Origin of the sequence: Shimazuella kribbensis DSM 45090 (assembly GCF_000428065.1) — a bacterium.
Taxonomy (GTDB): domain Bacteria; phylum Bacillota; class Bacilli; order Thermoactinomycetales; family Thermoactinomycetaceae; genus Shimazuella; species Shimazuella kribbensis.
This window is the reverse complement of the sequence record NZ_ATZF01000011.1, coordinates 137,630-155,264: the sequence shown is the minus strand read 5'-3', so window position 1 is coordinate 155,264 and position 17,635 is coordinate 137,630. Positions and strand designations below refer to the sequence as shown.

33 protein-coding genes and 2 pseudogenes are annotated in these 17,635 nt (G+C 42.0%); 2 read left to right on the top strand and 33 right to left on the bottom strand.

All coding sequences use genetic code 11. The features are described 5' to 3' along the window. Positions 1-109: 109 nt before the first annotated feature. From rpsK to rpsJ, 30 genes and pseudogenes are all read right to left on the bottom strand, one after another. Positions 110-508, bottom strand: coding sequence for a 30S ribosomal protein S11 (rpsK, locus tag A3GQ_RS0114820; protein ID WP_028777725.1), 399 nt, complete (start codon positions 506-508; stop codon positions 110-112). A 19-nt stretch (positions 509-527) separates the two neighbouring features. Then, the gene (gene rpsM / locus A3GQ_RS0114815; RefSeq protein ID WP_028777724.1) at positions 528-896 is read right to left on the bottom strand and encodes a 30S ribosomal protein S13; all 369 of its coding nucleotides are present in this window, start codon (positions 894-896) and stop codon (positions 528-530) included. Between the two features lie 15 nt (positions 897-911). Beyond that, positions 912-1,025 carry a 50S ribosomal protein L36 gene (gene rpmJ / locus A3GQ_RS0114810; RefSeq protein WP_028777723.1) on the bottom strand — a complete coding sequence of 38 codons (114 nt, stop codon included), beginning with the start codon at positions 1,023-1,025 and terminating at the stop codon, positions 912-914. Between the two features lie 81 nt (positions 1,026-1,106). Beyond that, a complete protein-coding gene (infA, locus tag A3GQ_RS0114805; RefSeq protein WP_028777722.1) occupies positions 1,107-1,325 on the bottom strand; it encodes a translation initiation factor IF-1 in 219 nt (72 codons plus the stop codon). 157 nt (positions 1,326-1,482) lie between these two features. After that, entirely contained in the window at positions 1,483-1,815 is a 333-nt protein-coding gene (locus A3GQ_RS24515; RefSeq protein WP_051271852.1) for a KOW domain-containing RNA-binding protein, read from the bottom strand. After that, positions 1,812-2,573 carry a type I methionyl aminopeptidase gene (gene map, locus A3GQ_RS0114795; protein WP_028777721.1) on the bottom strand — a complete coding sequence of 254 codons (762 nt, stop codon included), beginning with the start codon at positions 2,571-2,573 and terminating at the stop codon, positions 1,812-1,814. Before map ends, A3GQ_RS24515 begins: the two co-directional genes overlap by 4 nt. Then, on the bottom strand, positions 2,560-3,222 hold the full coding sequence (locus A3GQ_RS0114790; protein ID WP_028777720.1) for an adenylate kinase: 663 nt from the start codon (positions 3,220-3,222) through the stop codon (positions 2,560-2,562). The genes map and A3GQ_RS0114790 overlap by 14 nt, the downstream gene beginning before the upstream one ends. 79 nt (positions 3,223-3,301) lie before the next feature. Beyond that, on the bottom strand, positions 3,302-4,603 hold the full coding sequence (gene secY, locus A3GQ_RS0114785; RefSeq protein WP_028777719.1) for a preprotein translocase subunit SecY: 1,302 nt from the start codon (positions 4,601-4,603) through the stop codon (positions 3,302-3,304). Between the two features lies 1 nt (position 4,604). After that, positions 4,605-5,045, bottom strand: a complete 441-nt coding sequence (gene rplO / locus A3GQ_RS0114780; protein WP_028777718.1) for a 50S ribosomal protein L15 — start codon at positions 5,043-5,045, stop codon at positions 4,605-4,607. A gap of 34 nt (positions 5,046-5,079) precedes the next feature. Next, positions 5,080-5,268, bottom strand: coding sequence for a 50S ribosomal protein L30 (rpmD, locus tag A3GQ_RS0114775; RefSeq protein ID WP_028777717.1), 189 nt, complete (start codon positions 5,266-5,268; stop codon positions 5,080-5,082). A gap of 12 nt (positions 5,269-5,280) precedes the next feature. Continuing rightward, on the bottom strand, positions 5,281-5,796 hold the full coding sequence (rpsE, locus tag A3GQ_RS0114770; RefSeq protein ID WP_028777716.1) for a 30S ribosomal protein S5: 516 nt from the start codon (positions 5,794-5,796) through the stop codon (positions 5,281-5,283). Next, a complete protein-coding gene (gene rplR, locus A3GQ_RS0114765) occupies positions 5,796-6,158 on the bottom strand; it encodes a 50S ribosomal protein L18 (RefSeq protein ID WP_028777715.1) in 363 nt (120 codons plus the stop codon). Before rplR ends, rpsE begins: the two co-directional genes overlap by 1 nt. 32 nt (positions 6,159-6,190) lie before the next feature. Then, on the bottom strand, positions 6,191-6,727 hold the full coding sequence (gene rplF / locus A3GQ_RS0114760) for a 50S ribosomal protein L6 (RefSeq protein ID WP_028777714.1): 537 nt from the start codon (positions 6,725-6,727) through the stop codon (positions 6,191-6,193). A 19-nt stretch (positions 6,728-6,746) separates the two neighbouring features. After that, positions 6,747-7,145 (bottom strand): 30S ribosomal protein S8, encoded by a 399-nt coding sequence (rpsH, locus tag A3GQ_RS0114755; RefSeq protein ID WP_028777713.1) that lies wholly within the window; start codon positions 7,143-7,145, stop codon positions 6,747-6,749. 24 nt (positions 7,146-7,169) lie between these two features. Continuing rightward, on the bottom strand, positions 7,170-7,355 hold the full coding sequence (locus A3GQ_RS0114750) for a type Z 30S ribosomal protein S14 (RefSeq protein WP_028777712.1): 186 nt from the start codon (positions 7,353-7,355) through the stop codon (positions 7,170-7,172). Positions 7,356-7,376: 21 nt separating this feature from the next. Then, positions 7,377-7,919 (bottom strand): 50S ribosomal protein L5, encoded by a 543-nt coding sequence (rplE, locus tag A3GQ_RS0114745; protein ID WP_028777711.1) that lies wholly within the window; start codon positions 7,917-7,919, stop codon positions 7,377-7,379. A gap of 24 nt (positions 7,920-7,943) precedes the next feature. Then, positions 7,944-8,324, bottom strand: a complete 381-nt coding sequence (gene rplX, locus A3GQ_RS0114740; protein WP_028777710.1) for a 50S ribosomal protein L24 — start codon at positions 8,322-8,324, stop codon at positions 7,944-7,946. A 34-nt stretch (positions 8,325-8,358) separates the two neighbouring features. Then, on the bottom strand, positions 8,359-8,727 hold the full coding sequence (rplN, locus tag A3GQ_RS0114735) for a 50S ribosomal protein L14 (protein ID WP_028777709.1): 369 nt from the start codon (positions 8,725-8,727) through the stop codon (positions 8,359-8,361). A gap of 30 nt (positions 8,728-8,757) precedes the next feature. Then, the gene (gene rpsQ, locus A3GQ_RS0114730; protein WP_028777708.1) at positions 8,758-9,027 is read right to left on the bottom strand and encodes a 30S ribosomal protein S17; all 270 of its coding nucleotides are present in this window, start codon (positions 9,025-9,027) and stop codon (positions 8,758-8,760) included. Further along, entirely contained in the window at positions 9,024-9,236 is a 213-nt protein-coding gene (gene rpmC, locus A3GQ_RS0114725; protein ID WP_028777707.1) for a 50S ribosomal protein L29, read from the bottom strand. Before rpmC ends, rpsQ begins: the two co-directional genes overlap by 4 nt. Continuing rightward, positions 9,233-9,658, bottom strand: a complete 426-nt coding sequence (gene rplP / locus A3GQ_RS0114720; RefSeq protein WP_028777706.1) for a 50S ribosomal protein L16 — start codon at positions 9,656-9,658, stop codon at positions 9,233-9,235. The genes rpmC and rplP overlap by 4 nt, the downstream gene beginning before the upstream one ends. Positions 9,659-9,661: 3 nt before the next feature. Further along, positions 9,662-10,324 carry a 30S ribosomal protein S3 gene (rpsC, locus tag A3GQ_RS0114715; RefSeq protein ID WP_028777705.1) on the bottom strand — a complete coding sequence of 221 codons (663 nt, stop codon included), beginning with the start codon at positions 10,322-10,324 and terminating at the stop codon, positions 9,662-9,664. Positions 10,325-10,348: 24 nt separating this feature from the next. Continuing rightward, positions 10,349-10,669 (bottom strand): annotated as a pseudogene (gene rplV / locus A3GQ_RS0114710) (50S ribosomal protein L22); the annotation flags it as partial. 18 nt (positions 10,670-10,687) lie between these two features. Then, positions 10,688-10,867: pseudogene (locus A3GQ_RS28080) on the bottom strand (hypothetical protein); the annotation flags it as partial. A gap of 30 nt (positions 10,868-10,897) precedes the next feature. Beyond that, the gene (rpsS, locus tag A3GQ_RS0114705; protein ID WP_028777703.1) at positions 10,898-11,179 is read right to left on the bottom strand and encodes a 30S ribosomal protein S19; all 282 of its coding nucleotides are present in this window, start codon (positions 11,177-11,179) and stop codon (positions 10,898-10,900) included. A gap of 80 nt (positions 11,180-11,259) precedes the next feature. Next, positions 11,260-12,108 carry a 50S ribosomal protein L2 gene (gene rplB / locus A3GQ_RS0114700; protein ID WP_028777702.1) on the bottom strand — a complete coding sequence of 283 codons (849 nt, stop codon included), beginning with the start codon at positions 12,106-12,108 and terminating at the stop codon, positions 11,260-11,262. Between the two features lie 31 nt (positions 12,109-12,139). Then, complete coding sequence (gene rplW, locus A3GQ_RS0114695; RefSeq protein WP_028777701.1) at positions 12,140-12,427, bottom strand: 50S ribosomal protein L23; 288 nt, start codon at positions 12,425-12,427, stop codon at positions 12,140-12,142. Continuing rightward, complete coding sequence (rplD, locus tag A3GQ_RS0114690) at positions 12,424-13,050, bottom strand: 50S ribosomal protein L4 (RefSeq protein ID WP_028777700.1); 627 nt, start codon at positions 13,048-13,050, stop codon at positions 12,424-12,426. Before rplD ends, rplW begins: the two co-directional genes overlap by 4 nt. Positions 13,051-13,077: 27 nt before the next feature. Beyond that, entirely contained in the window at positions 13,078-13,704 is a 627-nt protein-coding gene (rplC, locus tag A3GQ_RS0114685) for a 50S ribosomal protein L3 (RefSeq protein ID WP_028777699.1), read from the bottom strand. Between the two features lie 34 nt (positions 13,705-13,738). Continuing rightward, positions 13,739-14,047, bottom strand: a complete 309-nt coding sequence (gene rpsJ / locus A3GQ_RS0114680; protein ID WP_028777698.1) for a 30S ribosomal protein S10 — start codon at positions 14,045-14,047, stop codon at positions 13,739-13,741. A gap of 288 nt (positions 14,048-14,335) precedes the next feature. Here rpsJ and A3GQ_RS27165 point away from each other — a divergent pair, with 288 nt between their 5' ends. Beyond that, positions 14,336-14,479, top strand: a complete 144-nt coding sequence (locus tag A3GQ_RS27165; RefSeq protein WP_156877743.1) for a hypothetical protein — start codon at positions 14,336-14,338, stop codon at positions 14,477-14,479. 130 nt (positions 14,480-14,609) lie between these two features. On the opposite strand, the gene A3GQ_RS0114670 is transcribed toward A3GQ_RS27165, so the two are convergent. Continuing rightward, positions 14,610-14,867, bottom strand: coding sequence for a hypothetical protein (locus A3GQ_RS0114670; RefSeq protein ID WP_028777697.1), 258 nt, complete (start codon positions 14,865-14,867; stop codon positions 14,610-14,612). A 247-nt stretch (positions 14,868-15,114) separates the two neighbouring features. Between A3GQ_RS0114670 and A3GQ_RS0114665 the strand changes: the two genes are divergently transcribed. Next, positions 15,115-15,336, top strand: coding sequence for a hypothetical protein (locus A3GQ_RS0114665; RefSeq protein ID WP_028777696.1), 222 nt, complete (start codon positions 15,115-15,117; stop codon positions 15,334-15,336). A gap of 240 nt (positions 15,337-15,576) precedes the next feature. Here the strand turns inward: A3GQ_RS0114665 and A3GQ_RS0114660 are convergent, their stop codons facing one another. Both A3GQ_RS0114660 and tuf read right to left on the bottom strand, forming a co-directional pair. Further along, on the bottom strand, positions 15,577-16,098 hold the full coding sequence (locus A3GQ_RS0114660) for a DUF2690 domain-containing protein (protein WP_028777695.1): 522 nt from the start codon (positions 16,096-16,098) through the stop codon (positions 15,577-15,579). A 193-nt stretch (positions 16,099-16,291) separates the two neighbouring features. Beyond that, positions 16,292-17,482, bottom strand: coding sequence for an elongation factor Tu (gene tuf, locus A3GQ_RS0114655; protein ID WP_028777694.1), 1,191 nt, complete (start codon positions 17,480-17,482; stop codon positions 16,292-16,294). Between the last annotated feature and the right edge of the window lie 153 nt (positions 17,483-17,635).

The following is a 17,635-nucleotide window of genomic DNA, read 5'->3' as shown; positions in this document are numbered from 1 at the left end:
CGCGTTCCGGGCATTATTCGGTATTTTTAAAAGTATAGAGATGATGACGACTCATGTCCCATCCATTATACACAAACTACCGGTAAAATAAACCAACAGTCACGACTCACTATACACGACGACGCTTTGGTGGGCGACAACCATTGTGTGGGATTGGAGTTACGTCTTTAATCAAGTTCACTTCTAATCCCGCAGCTTGTAGTGATCGAATCGCTGCTTCACGTCCAGCTCCTGGACCTTTTACCATTACTTCAACACTTTTCATACCGCTTTCCATTGCTGTTTTAGCAGCTTGTTCCGCAGCCATTTGAGCAGCAAAAGGAGTGCTTTTACGACTACCTTTAAAGCCCATCGTACCAGCACTAGCCCAAGCGATAGAATTACCACGTGGATCAGCGATAGTGATGATCGTGTTGTTAAAAGTGGAGCGGATGTGTACCACGCCAGATTCAACGTGTTTTTTCACACGACGTTTCACGCGTTGGTTGGATGTTTTACGTTTTACCACTTGTATCCCTCCTTACTTATTATTTCTTCTTGTTCGCTACAGTACGACGTGGACCTTTACGTGTACGAGCATTGGTCTTCGAACTTTGACCACGAACAGGTAAACCTCTTCTATGACGAATACCACGGTAGGATGCGATCTCCATCAAACGTTTGATGTTAAGAGCAATCTCACGACGAAGGTCACCTTCTACTACTACACCTTTATCGATGTAAGTACGTAGTTTGGAAACTTCTTCTTCTGTAAGATCACGTACACGAGTATCTGGATTGATTCCAGTTGCAGCCAAGATTTCATTCGCTTTTGGGCGTCCGATACCGTAGATGTAGGTGAGAGCGATCTCTACCCGTTTTTCACGAGGTAAGTCAATACTTGCTATACGTGCCATCTATCTCTACACCTCCTAACCTTGCTTTTGTTTGTGCCTTGGATTTTCACAAATCACCATTACTTTTCCATTGCGTTTGATGACTTTGCATTTCTCGCAAATGGGTTTTACGGATGGTCGAACCTTCACTTCTCCAAACCTCCTATTTTAGAGGGACAAATAGAAGTTTCTGTTTTGCTGTAACTTCTAATCTCCACTCTAACCTTTAGACTATTTATACCGATAGGTAATACGCCCACGGGATAAGTCGTATGGAGAAAGTTGAACTGTCACTTTGTCTCCTGGCAATATCCGAATGAAGTGCATGCGAATCTTACCAGATACATGAGCGAGAACTTCATGACCGTTCTCTAACTCCACTTTAAACATGGCGTTAGGTAGGGGTTCTTTTACAATACCCTCAACCTCAATCACATCTTCTTTGGCCAATAAGTTACTCTGCCACCAAAAACATAGTAAATAGCTGAGCTTTCGCTTCATCGCCTCATATGAATAAGTCACTAGCTTTCAAATGACTTACAGATCACAACTAAGTTAACCTAATCATGGATCTTAGTCAAGCTCAGCCATTTCCACCTCAATCTCGTTAGGTGTTTTTTCTATGCTCTGTAACAGATTTCCCCCCCTTCAAATTCAGCTTTTTGTACTGATTTAGGGCAAACACCAATTTTGCATCATCTACAGTTCCACTGGATTGTATCGCTTCGCAAACATCTTCGCAAATAAATTTGGTAGGTTGTATATGACGTCTATTCTTACGTTTTGGCTTCCCAAACTTTCTATCTTTGCCATTTGCGAGCCAGACATAAGAATCATCCAAACGAACGACAACAGCATTTTTTCCTGCTTCCCGTCCAGATAAGACCATTATTATCTGCCCTAAATGAATTCGACTTGCTGCCTCTTTTAAGGCCTTCATTCGAAGTCACCTTCTGCTAGGGTTAGAATCTCATAGCCTTGATCTGTGATCAGGGTAGTATGCTCGAAATGGGCGCACCAAGAACCGTCATCGGTTACTACTGTCCATCCGTCATCTAATGTATGAACGAATCGAGATCCCATATTTACCATTGGTTCAATCGCCAGCGTCATTCCACTTTTTATTCTTTGTCCACGTCCAGCAATGCCATAGTTTGGAATAGTAGGTTGTTCGTGCAACTCTCTTCCAATTCCATGTCCTGCATACTCTTGAACGATAGAAAAGCCTGCATCTTCTGCAATTGCTTGAATGCGACTTCCCATATCTCCAAGACGTATACCTGCCTTCAGTACTTTCAGACCTTCGATTAAAGAGGCTTCTGTCACTGCTAGAAGACGGGCAGCCTCAGGTGAAATGGTACCAACTGGATATGTCCAAGCAGAATCGCCATGAAACCCTTCATAATAAACACCAATATCAATTGAAATAATGTCTCCATCTCGGAGTTTACGAGGCCCTGGAATCCCATGCACAAGTTCTTCGTTAACGGAAGTGCATACACTTCCAGAGAAGCCGTTATACCCCTTGAAAGAAGGTGTTGCTCCAAAACTACGAATAAACTTCTCTGCATGCTGGTCTAGTTCCAAAGTCGTAATTCCTGGATGAATATATTTTTTCAATTCACGATGCGTTAAAGCGACTAACCTACCTGCTTGACGCATTTTTGCGATTTCATTCTCTGATTTAATTGTAATCATTAGACGTACTCCGAATGTTAGACAAGATAGCTTCTGTTACTTGTTCTATCGGTTTTTCTCCATCCACTCGCACAAGCTTTTCATTTGCTGTGTAGTAACGAATCAAATGCTCTGTCTGTTCTTGATTAATTTTCAACCGCTTTGCAACGGTCTCTTCTTGATCATCTTCTCGCTGGTAAAGAGAACCACCACAGCGGTCACATACTCCCTCTTGTTTAGGTGGAGCAAACTGAAGGTGGAAGGTTGTTCCACACTCTCGACAAATTCTACGACCTGTCAATCGGCTTAGCAATTCATTCTGAGGTACTTCGATGTAAATGACATGGTCAATTTCTTTCCCGATATCTCGAAGCAAATCATCTAAAGCTTCGGCCTGTGGAACAGTACGTGGAAATCCATCTAGTAGAAAACCACTTTCACAATCATCTTTGCCTAACCGATCTCGGACAATACCAATCGTCACACGGTCAGGGACCAGAGCCCCTTGATCCATGTAAGATTTAGCTTCTATTCCAAGAGGTGTCTCTTCTTTTACAGCGGCACGAAACATGTCCCCAGTGGAAATATGAGGAATATGCAGTTTCTCAACAATGATCGCTGCTTGTGTTCCTTTTCCTGCACCAGGTAATCCCATCAGTATGATATTCACATCTCATCCCTCCGGAAGGACGGCCACACGTATCAAGTTTGACCCAAATAGGTCTTTCGTGTATGTCAGTTTCTTTGTCTTAGCTATTCATGAATCCTTTGTAGTGGCGCTTGATTAGTTGGCTCTCGATCGTCTTCATTACTTCTAGTGCTACCCCAACTACGATCAACAAGGAAGTACCACCGATCTGCACAGATTGTGGAAGACCTGACAGAGAAATGATAAAGACTGGAAGAATGGCAACTGCTGCAAGGAAAAATGCCCCTGGAAGCGTAAGGCGATTTAATACTTTTGTGAGATAAGATTCTGTCGCTTTACCAGGACGAATACCAGGAACAAAACCACCATTTTTCTTCATCTGATCCGATAATTGCATTGGATTGATCTGTACAAAAGTATAGAAATACGTAAATCCAACAATTAGAAGCACATAAAGAATCATACCTAGTGGAGCTTGTGTATAGTCAAAGTTCACCCGAATCCAATCTGCTACTGCATTTCCTGCCCAAAAACTTGCGATAGTTGGTGGGAAAAGCAAAAGTGATAATGCAAAGATTACTGGGATAACACCTGCCGCATTGATTTTAAAAGGCAAGTGAGTCGATTGCCCCCCATACATCTTACGTCCTACCACACGCTTGGTATATTGGACTGGGATTTTACGTACACCTTGTTGGATGTAAATAACAGCCACAATGACTAGCACAACCACAATAAGTAATCCGACAGTTTTTAATACACCAATGGCAATCGGTGCATTCTTGGTAAACAAGCTACTGTATATCTGACTGATATGAGTAGGGATGCTAGCAGCAATACCAGCAAAAATAAGAATAGAGATACCGTTCCCAATCCCTTTTTCTGTGATTTGCTCCCCTACCCACATCAAGAAAGCTGTACCCGCTGTTAATGTTAGAGAGATAAGTGCGTAAGTCCAAAAGTTAGGGTTCTGTATAAATCCATTTCCTAACAAACGATCAAATCCTAAGGACAAAGTAATCGATTGGATCAAAGCCAAAGTGATCGTAAAATAACGTGTCGCTTGTGTAATTTTACGTCTACCTGTCTCCCCTTCTTTTGCCCAACGAGCAAATGCAGGAATTACATCCATCGTGAGTAGTTGAACAATGATCGAAGCAGTAATATAAGGCATAATCCCCATCGCAAAGATAGAGAAATTACTGAAGGCTCCACCAGAAAAAGCATTGATCAGGCCGAATACTCCTTGACTTTTATCAGCAAGTTGCTGTAATACAGCAGGGTTTGTGTTTGGAACAGGGATAAAACTACCTACTCGAAATACTACTAACATGATAAGAGTAAAAAATATTCGACGGCGGAGGTCTTCTACCTTAAAAATGTTACCAAGGGTCGCAAACATGTTAGATTACCTCCGTTGCTCCGCCAGCGGCTCTGATTTTCTCAGCTGCAGTTTCTGAAAACTTATGAGCTTTAACAGAAATCTTTACGTTTAGCTCGCCGTTTCCAAGAATCTTAAGTCCGGACTTCAAATCCTTCACGATACCTTGCTCCACCAATAGCTCAGGAGTAACTTCTGTCCCCTCAGCAAAACGGCTCAACGTGTCTAGATTGACAATCGCATATTCTTTGCGATTTGGGCTGGTAAATCCACGCTTTGGCAAACGACGGTAGATAGGGTTTTGACCACCTTCAAAACCTGGTCGAACACCACCACCAGAGCGAGCGTTTTGACCTTTGTGTCCACGACCAGAGGTTTTACCAGAACCGGAACCAGTTCCACGACCTACACGTCTTGACTCTTTGCGAGAGCCAGGTGCTGGTTTTAGCTCGTTTAATTTCATGCTTTGCACCTCCTCTTGTATTAAGTCAAAGCAATTATTCAGTCACTTCTTTTACATCTACAAGATGAACAACTTGATTTACCATACCTCGAATCGAAGCATCATCAGGCTTGACCACAGTTTGTTCACGTTTGGTAAGGCCTAATGTACGAAGGGTTACCCGAACACGTTCCGACTGCCCAATCATACTCCGTCTGAGGGTAATCGCTAATTTGTTTGCCACGGTTATCCCTCCTTATCCGAGTAGCTCTTCAACGGTTTTGCCGCGTAGTTTTGCTACTTGCTCCGCTTGTTTAAGACTAGACAGACCAGCGAGCGTTGCACGTACCATGTTGATTGGGTTGTTTGAACCAGTTGACTTAGTCAAGATATCACCAACACCAGCAACAGTTAGTACATCACGTACAGGACCACCAGCGATAACACCAGTACCTTGGCTAGCTGGCTTCAAAAGAACTTTACCTGCTCCAAAACGACCTACGATTTCATGAGGAATCGTATTTCTAGTTAGCGGAACAGTAATAAGGTTTTTCTTCGCTGCTTCTACGCCTTTTTTAATTGCTTCTGGTACTTCTGCCGCTTTACCGATACCAGCACCAACGCGGCCTTTCCCATCACCAACTACTACAAGTGCACTGAAACTAAAACGACGTCCACCTTTTACAACTTTTGCAACACGGTTGATGTTAACCAGTTTTTCTGTAAACTCGGACTGTTCTCTATCTCTTTTGTTTCCTTTGTTCTGTTTCATTAGAAGTCAAGACCTCCTTCCCTTGCCCCATCCGCTAAGGCTTTTACACGACCATGATAGAGGTATCCTCCACGATCAAAGACAACTTTGTTGTATCCTTTTTCGACAGCACGTTTGGCAACCAACTCGCCGATACTTTTAGCTGCATCAACGGTTCCACCACCTGCGCCTTGGTACTCTTTATCCATCGTAGAAGCGGAAACAAGGGTTACGCCTGCTTCATCATCAATAAGTTGTGCATAGATGTTCTTGGATGAACGGAATACATTGAGGCGAGGACGAAGAGCCGTGCCAAAAAGTTTTTTCCGAACCCGAAGGTGACGCTTTTTCCGCTTTGCATTGCGATCTGCTTTTTGAATCACGGTCTGGTTCACTCCCTTCTAAATTAAAAATTCTACTTACCAGTTTTACCTTCTTTACGACGAATTCGCTCTGTAGAGTATTTAATACCTTTACCTTTATATGGCTCAGGTTCACGAACGGAACGAATATTAGCTGCCATAGCACCGACTTTTTCTTTGTCGATCCCTTTAACGATCACTTGAGTTTGAGTAGGAACATCTAGTTCGATACCTTCTGCTGGTGTAATCTCAACTGGGTGAGAATATCCAACGTTCAGCACTACATTGGTTCCTTTTTTGGATGCACGGTACCCAACACCAACTAGGTCAAGGGTTTTAGCAAAACCAGTAGAAACACCTTCCACCATGTTGGAGATGATGCTACGAGTTGTACCGTGCAGTGCCCGGTGGGTACGATGATCGCTAGGACGCTCAACCAACAACTCATTCTCAGAGATATTGATCTTCATATCTGCGTGCAGATTGCGAGTCAAAGTACCTTTGGGTCCTTTTACTGTCAACTGACTGCCTTCCAAGTTTATCTCAACACCAGCAGGAACAGTAATCGGTTTTTTCCCGATACGAGACATGTTTGGTTCACCTCCATCATTACCAGATGTATGCTAGCACTTCTCCACCAACGCGTTGTTGACGTGCTTCTTTATCCGTTACGATTCCTTTATTGGTTGATAGAATCGCAATTCCAAGTCCACGTAGTACACGAGGTACTTCAGTAGATTTGGCATATACACGAAGTCCAGGTTTACTGATTCTTTTCAAACCAGTGATTACCTTTTCGTTGTTTTGACCGTACTTCAAGAAAATGCGAAGGATACCTTGTTTGCTATCCTCGATGTATTCAGCATCGCGAATAAATCCTTCTTGTTTTAGAATTTCTGCAATCTCGCGTTTCACACGAGAGGCAGGTAGTTCAACACTCTCATGGCGAACCATGTTTGCGTTACGAATTCTAGTCAGCATATCCGCAATGGGATCTGTCATCACCATGTGTGAGCCCTCCTTTCAGCAGCATTACCAGCTTGCTTTTTTTACGCCGGGAATCTGCCCTTTGTAGGCCAATTCACGGAAACAGATACGACATAGTCGAAATTTGCGTAATACAGAGTGAGGTCGTCCACAGCGTTCGCAACGAGTATATCCTTGCACCTCGAATTTCGGTTTGCGCTGTGATTTGACGATCATCGATTTTCTGGCCAACGGATTCCCTCCTTTGCCTCTTTATTTACGAAATGGCATCCCCATTTCGGATAGTAATGCAAATGCTTCTTCGTCGGTATTAGCTGTAGTTACAATAACTACGTCCATACCTCGTACTTTATCAATCTTGTCATATGAGATCTCAGGGAAGATGAGTTGTTCTTTCACTCCAAGTGTATAGTTTCCACGTCCATCAAAAGATTTAGGGGAAATACCACGGAAGTCACGAACACGAGGTAGCGAGATGTTGATCAATTTTTCTAAGAAATCGTACATACGCGCACCACGCAAGGTTACCTTCACACCGATTGGCATGCCTTCACGAAGTTTAAATCCAGCGATTGATTTTTTCGCACGAGTAATAACTGGTTTTTGTCCAGAGATAGAAGTCAAATCTTCCACTGCATTGTCCAATACTTTGGAGTTTTGTACAGCTTCACCAACACCCATGTTGATGACGATTTTTTCCACCTTTGGGACTTGCATGACTGACTTGTACTCGAACTTATTCATCAAAGAAGAAATAATTTCATTTGTGTATGTTTCTTTTAACCGAGCAGTCAAGGAATGTACCTCCCTTCCTTAATACTATTTATCCAGGATTTCGCCTGACTTTTTCGCAAACCGTACTTTTTTCTGTTCACCGTTTTTACCATCGATAAACTTATAGCCAATACGGGTTGGTTGTTTTGTTTTTGGATCTTCAATCATCAAGTTGGATACTTCGATTGGCGCTTCTTTCTCGACAATTCCACCTTGCGGATTTGTTTGTGTTGGTCGGGAGTGTTTTTTCACCATGTTGACTCCCTCAACAAGTGCTCTTCCTTCTTTTGGAAGCATTTTGATGACACGACCTTTCGTGTACACCTTTTTGCCATCTTGGAAGTATGGAGCTTCTTTCCCACGCATCACGATAACCGTATCACCAGTTTTGATGTGAAGTTTATTGGGGCGTTTTTCGCTTTTCACTCATGCGCACCTCCTTATCTCTCACGATCTGTCCTTAGAGCACTTCTGGTGCCAAGGAGATAATCTTCATAAAGTCGCGATCGCGCAACTCACGGGCAACCGGTCCAAAGATACGAGTACCACGTGGGCTTTTGTCATCCTTAATCACGACTGCTGCATTTTCATCGAAACGGATATAGGAGCCATCAGGACGACGGCTAGCGCGAGTAGTACGAACTACTACACATCTAACTACATCGCCTTTCTTAACAACGCCTCCGGGTGTAGCTTGTTTCACCGAAGCAACGATGATATCACCGATACTAGCAGTAGACTTCATCGACCCACCTAACACACGAATGCACATGATTTCTTTTGCACCGGAGTTATCTGCAACTCGAAGACGTGACTGTTGTTGAATCATCGGTCTTTCCTCCTTCCTTAAGAGAACTCCCTAGATGATGACAGCCTCTTCTACGATCTCTACGAGACGCCAATTCTTATCTTTTGACAATGGGCGAGTCTCCATGATTTTGACGATGTCACCTGTTTTTGCTTGGTTGTTTTCATCATGGGCTTTAAACTTTTTGGTATGTTTTACACGTTTGCCGTACAGTCGATCCTTTTTGTAAGTTTCTACTGTAACTACAATTGTTTTATCCATTTTGTCGCTGACCACTTTACCGACACGCACTTTCCGACGTGTTGTACGTTGTTCGCTCAACCCTGATTCCTCCTTTCGCTATCCAGTTCACGCTGGCGAAGGACAGTTTTGCAACGAGCAATGTCCTTGCGGACTTGTCCTAAACGATTAGGATTTTCCAATTGCCCTGTTGCAGATTGAAAACGAAGGTTAAACAATTCTTCTTTGCACTGCGTCAGTCTTTGTTCGATTTCAGTGGTGGTCAACTCGATTAGCTCTGCTGCTTTCATTCGTTACCACCTACTTCTTCACGTTTAACAAATTTCGTTTTAATTGGAAGTTTGTGAGCTGCTAGACGCATTGCTTCACGTGCTACTTCCTCTGGTACTCCCGCTAATTCAAACATGATTTTACCTGGTTTTACAACAGCTACCCATTTTTCAGGGGAACCTTTACCGCTACCCATCCGCACCTCAAGAGGTTTTTGAGTAACTGGTTTGTCTGGGAAAATTTTAATCCATACTTTCCCACCACGTTTGATATAACGAGTCATCGCAATACGCGCTGCTTCAATTTGACGGTTAGTTATCCAAGATGGTTCCAGTGCTTTTAAGCCATATTCGCCAAAAGCTACTTCCGTTCCGCCTTTTGCCTTCCCGCGCATTTTGCCACGGTGAGGACGACGAAACTTCACCTTTTTGGGCATTAGCATGCGTTACTCGCCTCCTTCTACTGCTCCTTTTTTGCCTTTAGTGGGCAGTACTTCACCACGATAAATCCATACTTTTACTCCGATACGACCATAGGTGGTATGTGCTTCTGCAAAACCATAATCGATATCAGCACGCAAAGTATGAAGTGGAACGGTACCTTCGCTATATCCCTCACTACGAGCGATATCAGCACCACCAAGACGACCACTTACAAGTGTGCGAACCCCTTTAGCTCCAGAACGCAGAGTACGTCCGATTGCTTGTTTCATAGCACGACGGAAAGATACGCGACGCTCTAATTGACTTGCAATGTTTTCAGCTACAAGATGAGCATCCAACTCAGGGTTTTTGATTTCGTTAATGTTGATGTGAACTTTTTTACCAGTCATTTTGGTAAGTTGGTTACGAAGTTTTTCTACTTCGGTTCCGCCTTTTCCAATAACCATACCAGGCTTCGCTGTATAGATGGAAACGTTCAGGCGATTTGCTGCACGCTCGATCTCTACTTTGGAGACTGAAGAGTCCTTCAGTTGTTTTTTGATATGATCGCGAACACGAATATCTTCGTGAAGTAGTGTAGCGTAATCTTTACCACCGTACCATTTGGATTCCCAGTCACGAATAATACCGACTCTTAGTCCTACTGGGTTAACTTTTTGACCCAAAGTTCTTCCCTCCTTATTGAAAGATTATTTTTCGGATACAACCACTGTAATGTGACTGGTCCGCTTGTTGATACGACTGGCACGTCCCTGTGCACGAGGAATAAAACGTTTAAGCGTTGGACCCTCATCCACATATGCTTCTTTCACAACCAAGTTACCTTGATTTAGACTGAAGTTATGCTCTGCATTTGCTACAGCAGAACTGAGTACTTTCTCAATTACTGGAGATGCAGCACGTGGGGTGAATTTAAGAATTGCTGCTGCTTCGTCGATGGATTTTCCACGAATCAGGTCCATAACCAATCGAACTTTACGAGGTGCAATTCTTATATTTTTAGCTACTGCAAATGGTGGGAAAACGAATTTGGTTGTACCACCTTTTGTAGAAGCGATGATCAATCCTAATTCTTCAACATCTTTTGCTACTGCTTCTTCTGTTGATTTTACACCTGCATCTTGTAGATGTTCGGTCAACTCTGCAACGCTTGCGATGTCATGTGCTTTGATCAGCTTTCTAATCTTGCGTTGGCGTACGACGTTCATGTTTACCCTCCTTTCTTTCAAAAAGAATGATTAGCGCTTGCGAGTTTTTTTATCGTCCCCAGCATGTCCTTTATACGTACGGGTAGGAACAAATTCACCGAGTTTATGACCAACCATATCTTCGCTAACATAGACTGGCACGTGTTTGCGTCCATCATGAACTGCAAAAGTGTGACCGACAAAATCAGGGAAGATGGTAGAACGACGAGACCATGTTTTCACGATCTTCTTTTCGTTTTTCTCGTTCAAAACCTCTACTTTTTTTAGTAGATGAGCATCTGCAAAAGGCCCTTTTTTCAGGCTACGACCCATGCGATACGCCTCCTCTCATACCATAATCATCCAACATACGCTCCCACGAAAGATCGCTTCCGCGGGATAGGAAGAGGTTATTATTTCTTACGACGACGAACAATAAATTTATCCGAAGCCTTATTTTTCTTACGTGTTTTGTAGCCAAGAGTTGGTTTACCCCAAGGAGTAACAGGAGACTTACGTCCAATAGGAGCGCGACCTTCCCCACCACCGTGTGGGTGATCATTAGGATTCATAACAGAACCCCGAACGGTTGGACGGATACCTTTCCAACGACTGCGGCCCGCTTTACCCACTGTGATCAATTCATGATCAAGGTTACCAACTTGACCGATGGTAGCACGGCAATCTGCAAGGATCATACGAGTTTCACCAGAAGCTAGACGAATGATAACGTATTTTCCTTCTTCGCCTTTGTGAGCACCTTTACCCAATAACTGAGCAGATGTACCAGCTGCACGTACCAACTGACCGCCACGACCTGGTTTTAACTCGATATTATGAATTTCAGTACCAACTGGGATATTGCGGAGTGGTAATGCATTACCCACTTTGATATCAGATTCAGGTCCTGACATGATTTGCATACCAACTTTTAGACCTTTAGGCGCCAATACATAGCGTTTTTCACCATCAGCATAATGAATAAGTGCAATGTTAGCAGAACGGTTTGGATCGTACTCGATCGTAGCTACTTTTCCTGGAACACCGTCTTTGTTACGTTTGAAGTCGATGATACGGTATTTACGTTTGTGACCGCCACCTTGATGACGCATGGTAAGACGACCTTGGTTATTACGACCAGCTTTTCTTACTAAAGAAGTAGTAAGAGATTTCTCTGGAGTAGATGTAGTAATCTCTTCAAAAGTAGAACCAGTCATATGACGTCGTGAAGGTGTAGTTGGTTTATACTTTTTAATACCCATTTGCTATTTCCCTCCTTTTCTACTAAAAATGTTAGTTCTCGAAGATTTCGATTTGCTTGCTGTCTTCTTTCAGCGTAACAATAGCTTTTTTCCGTTCTGGTGTCCGACCGGAATAACGACCTTGGCGCTTGATTTTACCTGGTACACGCATTGTGTTTACACGATCCACTTTCACACCGAAGATAGTTTCAAGAGCTTGACGAATTTGATATTTATTCGCACGAATATCTACTTCAAATACGTATTTTCCTTCTTCCATCAAAGCTGTAGATGCTTCTGTTACGATGGGACGACGGATAATGTCACGTGGGTCCTTCACTGGCCAAACACCTCCTCTACACGACTTACTGCATCGCGAGTAATAATCAACTTGTCATGCGCTAGCACATCAAGTACGTTTACTCCTTCAGCAGCAATCAATTTCACACCTGGGATATTACGAGCAGCACGTACAGCTTGTTCTTCCAATCCATTGGTCACAACAAGTGCTTTCTTTTCAGCTCCCAAGTTTTTCAATACTTGTACCATCTCTTTTGTTTTTGGAGCAGAAAGGTTCAATGCATCCAAAACAACAACTTCGTTATCTACTACTTTGGTAGAAAGCGCAGATTTGATTGCAAGACGGCGAACTTTTTTAGGCAACTTGTAAGCATAGCTACGTGGTGTAGGACCAAATACGGTACCACCACCAACCCAAATTGGGGAACGGGTGCTACCAGCACGAGCACGTCCTGTTCCTTTTTGCTTCCATGGTTTCTTACCACCACCGCGCACTTCGGAACGATTTTTTACATCGTGGGTTCCGCTACGTAAAGATGCTTGTTGCATCACTACTGCATCATGAAGAACAGCTTTGTTAGGGGTAATCCCAAATACTGCGTCAGCCAATTCCAATTCGCCAACTTGGGAACCCGTTACATCAACAACTGTTAACTTTGGCATGATTTGTCCTCCTTTCTCTACTAATAATTAAACGCCTTTCGCTGCGGAACGAATTACTAAGTAGCTGTTCCGAGGTCCAGGTACATTCCCTTGAATAAGAAGCAAATTCTTTTCAGAATCTACACGAACAACTTGTAGGTTTTGCGTAGTAATACGCTCTCCACCCATACGACCTGGCAAGGTTTGTCCTTTGAAAACACGGTTTGGAGCAATAGCACCCATGGAACCAGGTCCACGATGATAGTGAGAACCGTGACTCATTGGTCCACGACTTTGGTTGTGACGTTTAATCGCACCTGCAAAACCTTTACCTTTTGAGGTACCTGTTACGTCAACAAGCTCTCCCTCGTTAAAGAGGTCAGCTTTGACCACACTACCTAATTCGTATTCTTCTGGATTCATACCGCGGATTTCTTTGATAAAGCTCTGTGCTTTCGCATTTGCTTTTTTCGCATGTCCAAGCTCTGGTTTATTGGAACGATGTTCCTTCTTTTCTTTAAACCCTAGTTGGATCGCTTCGTATCCGTCAGTCGTTTCATCTTTCTTTTGAAGAACAACACATGGGCCAGCTTCTACAACAGTAACTGTTACAGCTGTACCATCTTCACGAAACAATTGGGTCATCCCAACTTTTTTCCCTAGAATTCCTTTCACTTGATACACCTCCTGCCATTTTGAAATGGTTCAATTATAGTTTGATTTCAATGTCGACGCCGGATGGCAGGTCGAGTCTCATTAGCGCATCAACAGTTTGTTGAGTAGGATTCACAATATCAATCAAACGCTTATGCGTGCGCATCTCAAACTGCTCGCGTGAATCTTTATATTTATGAACCGCCCGCAAAATGGTGTAAACTGCTTTTTCCGTAGGTAGTGGAATCGGTCCCGATACACTAGCTCCCGTACGTTTTGCAGTGTCGACAATCTTCACTGCCGATTGATCCAAAACACGGTGGTCATACGCCTTCAGTCGAATGCGAATCTTTTGTTTTGCCATTCTTAACCCTCCTTCGCTCATTTTAATAAATGAACTTCTCCGCGAAAATTTTCCGCCCGACCATGGCAAAGGGGCCGGGTGTGTCGGCAACCTTTCGCATCATCGCTGTTCACAGTGCAACATTGGCTATTATATAGAAAAAGGAAATAGGATGCAAGAGAAAAAATAGGTTTGCCTACTATTGGATAAAATCTACTAGATAGATACTAGATACACTAAACCACTGTCACAATAACTAATAAATAAACATCTTGTATGAATAGGGGAAGATAATGGAGTTAAAACAATGTGAATGATGTGGTGGAAACAATATTTTTATTTACCATACACCATCTCATTGCAAAAGAAGAAGGTGGCACCTTTAGCCCAATAGCCAATCGTATCGTGCCTGTTATAAACAACTACATGCATTGTATACAAACAAAGGACTAGCAACACGGTTAAATCGAATTGATTTGTTACAAAAAGACGAACAAATTATTAAGTTTATAAAATGAGTTCGAAAGCAACCTTCTAGTACCTGTTGTACGGACAAGAAAAAGCAAAAATAGATAGAAGGTGATTATTTTCTAGTACTATTATTTTGGTCTGTTAACACCGTTCCTCTCCTGATCACTTTAAATCCGATCACTTCCACTATAATAGCAATGATTAAACAACCTACGCCTACAATGGTGCTTGTGCTGCCCAATTTCTTAACAAGATCTAAATCAAATAACATCGAATAAATACCTGATTGAAAAAGCAAGTCTAATGCAGCTGCGTAAAAAACAAGATTAAATATAGAGATGACTAGACCTACATAGAAACGATTGTTCATGCTACTCCCCTACTCTCTAAATAATCACAGACCGAAAACCAACTTATATATCCATTCTAGAAAATAACAGCATTTTCTAACCTCCTGCATAACTATAACGTACATGTTGTTGTTATTTCCATAAAACTTCTAAATCCTAGAAATAGCTCAGAATACTTCCTCTTCCTTAATATCTGATTTGTTTGACGAAAATGTGAAGAAAGTATATTCTAACTTTAGCAAAATAAAGTATCACAAAGGAGCTCCTATGCCAGCGGAAAAAAGGTTAAATGAATGTGTTATCACATATAAAGATCAAGAAACACCAGCTCTTTATGCTATCCTTGATCATGGTGGAGTTTTTGAAGAACATGACGAAAATGTATTTAAAGTTACAACAGGTCGTCTTTATGTGCACTGTGTTAGATCCGATTTCAAACTATATCCTTCAGATGAGCAACCTTGCTATGTACAGATTGTAAAAGATTAACCATATATGAATACTAAGAGGTATACAATGATGCCTCTTTTTTTGTGCTGAGAAAGAATAAAGTTGGGATTTAGGAATACTTGATTAAACTCAACAATAGGAAACAGATTCCTATCCATGATTCCAAAAATTTCACTCTCTATTGTGTGTTTGATTATATTCTTGGGAAAATAAAATAACCGCCAATTGGCGGCCTGAGTGAAAATACGCTTTCCTTAATATAAATGGTATACTTCTTTTTTAATACCTAGCAGTTTTACCATATGCAATACTTCCACCTAAATTACTACCATATACATGTGCATCTGCTTCTGATACATATCCAAAAGTTGACTGATCAAACAGCATACCTGTATAGCAAGATGTTTGTCCTTTATCAACTACGCCATTTCCACCATCACTGTAATCACAAGATGTTGAATAACTCAACTTGCCATATTTATAGCGAGTTAAGGACGCTAAAGCATATGTGTTATAAGGTGCTGGATTGACAAGAACTACTTTTCCCCAAGCAGCATGACAGTTGTTGCTATAATGCAAATAGACTGTTCCATAAACTTTACCGCTCGAATTTTTCACTGGAGCGGAATAAACAATTCGATCATCTGCTGAACACTTTGTCGTTGTTCCATAAACATTGGTCGTATATGGATTTTTATAGTTGTAATAACTACTTAAATCCGTAGCAGCAAATGAAGTTTGATACGTAAAGAGTGTGAATAACAATGCAAGGACAGACATGGCAGCTATTTTTCTTAGCACGAATGCACCCCCATTTTATTTGGTCAATTTATACTACACATTAATAATTCAGAATGCAATACTTGTAATTCAAAGACAAATAAAATTATATAAATTATTCATTACTAACTTTTATAAGAAAATATCATCCATTTTTTCACAACAAAAAAGCTGTTCTCCCACCCTAATAGGAGAACAGCTTTTGCCATAAAATCTATTTTTCGATTACGGTAACTGCACCAGCACCAACGGTACGTCCACCTTCACGGATGGTGAAACGAGTTCCGTCTTCAATCGCGATAGGTGCGATCAATTCAACTTCCATCTCAATGTTATCTCCAGGCATACACATTTCGACACCTTCTGGAAGTTGGATAACACCAGTTACGTCCGTTGTACGGAAGTAGAACTGAGGACGGTAGCTGGAGAAGAATGGAGTATGACGTCCACCTTCTTCTTTAGATAAAACATAAACTTGAGCTTTGAATTTGGTGTGTGGTTTCACACTACCTGGTTTAGCAAGTACTTGACCACGTTGGATATCTTTACGTTCTACCCCACGAAGTAGAGCACCAATGTTGTCACCAGCTTGAGCGGAGTCAAGAAGACGACGGAACATTTCTACACCAGTTACAACGGTTTTACGAGTATCAGTAATACCGATAATTTCAATTTCTTCCCCAACTTTTACAGCACCGCTTTCTACACGACCGGTAGCAACAGTACCACGACCAGTGATGGTGAATACATCCTCAACTGGCATCAAGAAAGGTTTGTCAGTGTCACGAACTGGTTCTGGAACATAAGAATCAACAGCAGCCATCAATTCATGAATTTTATCTGCCCATTCTCCATCAGCTGGGTTTTCAAGAGCTTTTAGAGCAGAACCAGCGATTACTGGGATGTCATCGCCAGGGAATTCGTATTCGTCAAGAAGTTCACGAACTTCCATTTCTACCAATTCAAGAAGCTCTTCATCGTCAACCATGTCTACTTTGTTCAAGAACACAACGATATGAGATACACCTACTTGGCGAGAAAGCAAGATGTGTTCACGAGTTTGTGGCATTGGACCGTCAGCAGCGGATACTACCAAGATAGCTCCGTCCATTTGTGCAGCACCAGTGATCATGTTTTTTACATAGTCAGCGTGACCTGGGCAGTCAACGTGTGCATAGTGACGGTTGTCTGTTTCATACTCTACGTGTGCAGTAGAGATGGTGATACCACGCTCTTTTTCTTCAGGTGCTTTGTCAATTTGGTCGTAAGCAAAGGCAGTAGCTCCACCTTTTTGTGCAAGAACAGTTGTGATTGCAGCGGTAAGAGTTGTTTTACCATGGTCAACGTGACCGATTGTACCAACGTTAACGTGTGGTTTTGTACGTTCAAACTTGGCTTTTGCCATTTTAGGAATCCTCCTTCAAAGTAAGAAGAGTAAATTTTTATTTTAAAACTTATATAGGAAACTAATAGAGACCAGTTCTACTAGATTCTTTTAAAAGTAACTTAGATTTAAAGATCTTCTTCTATGTAGATAAGAAGGAATGTATCCTTTCTT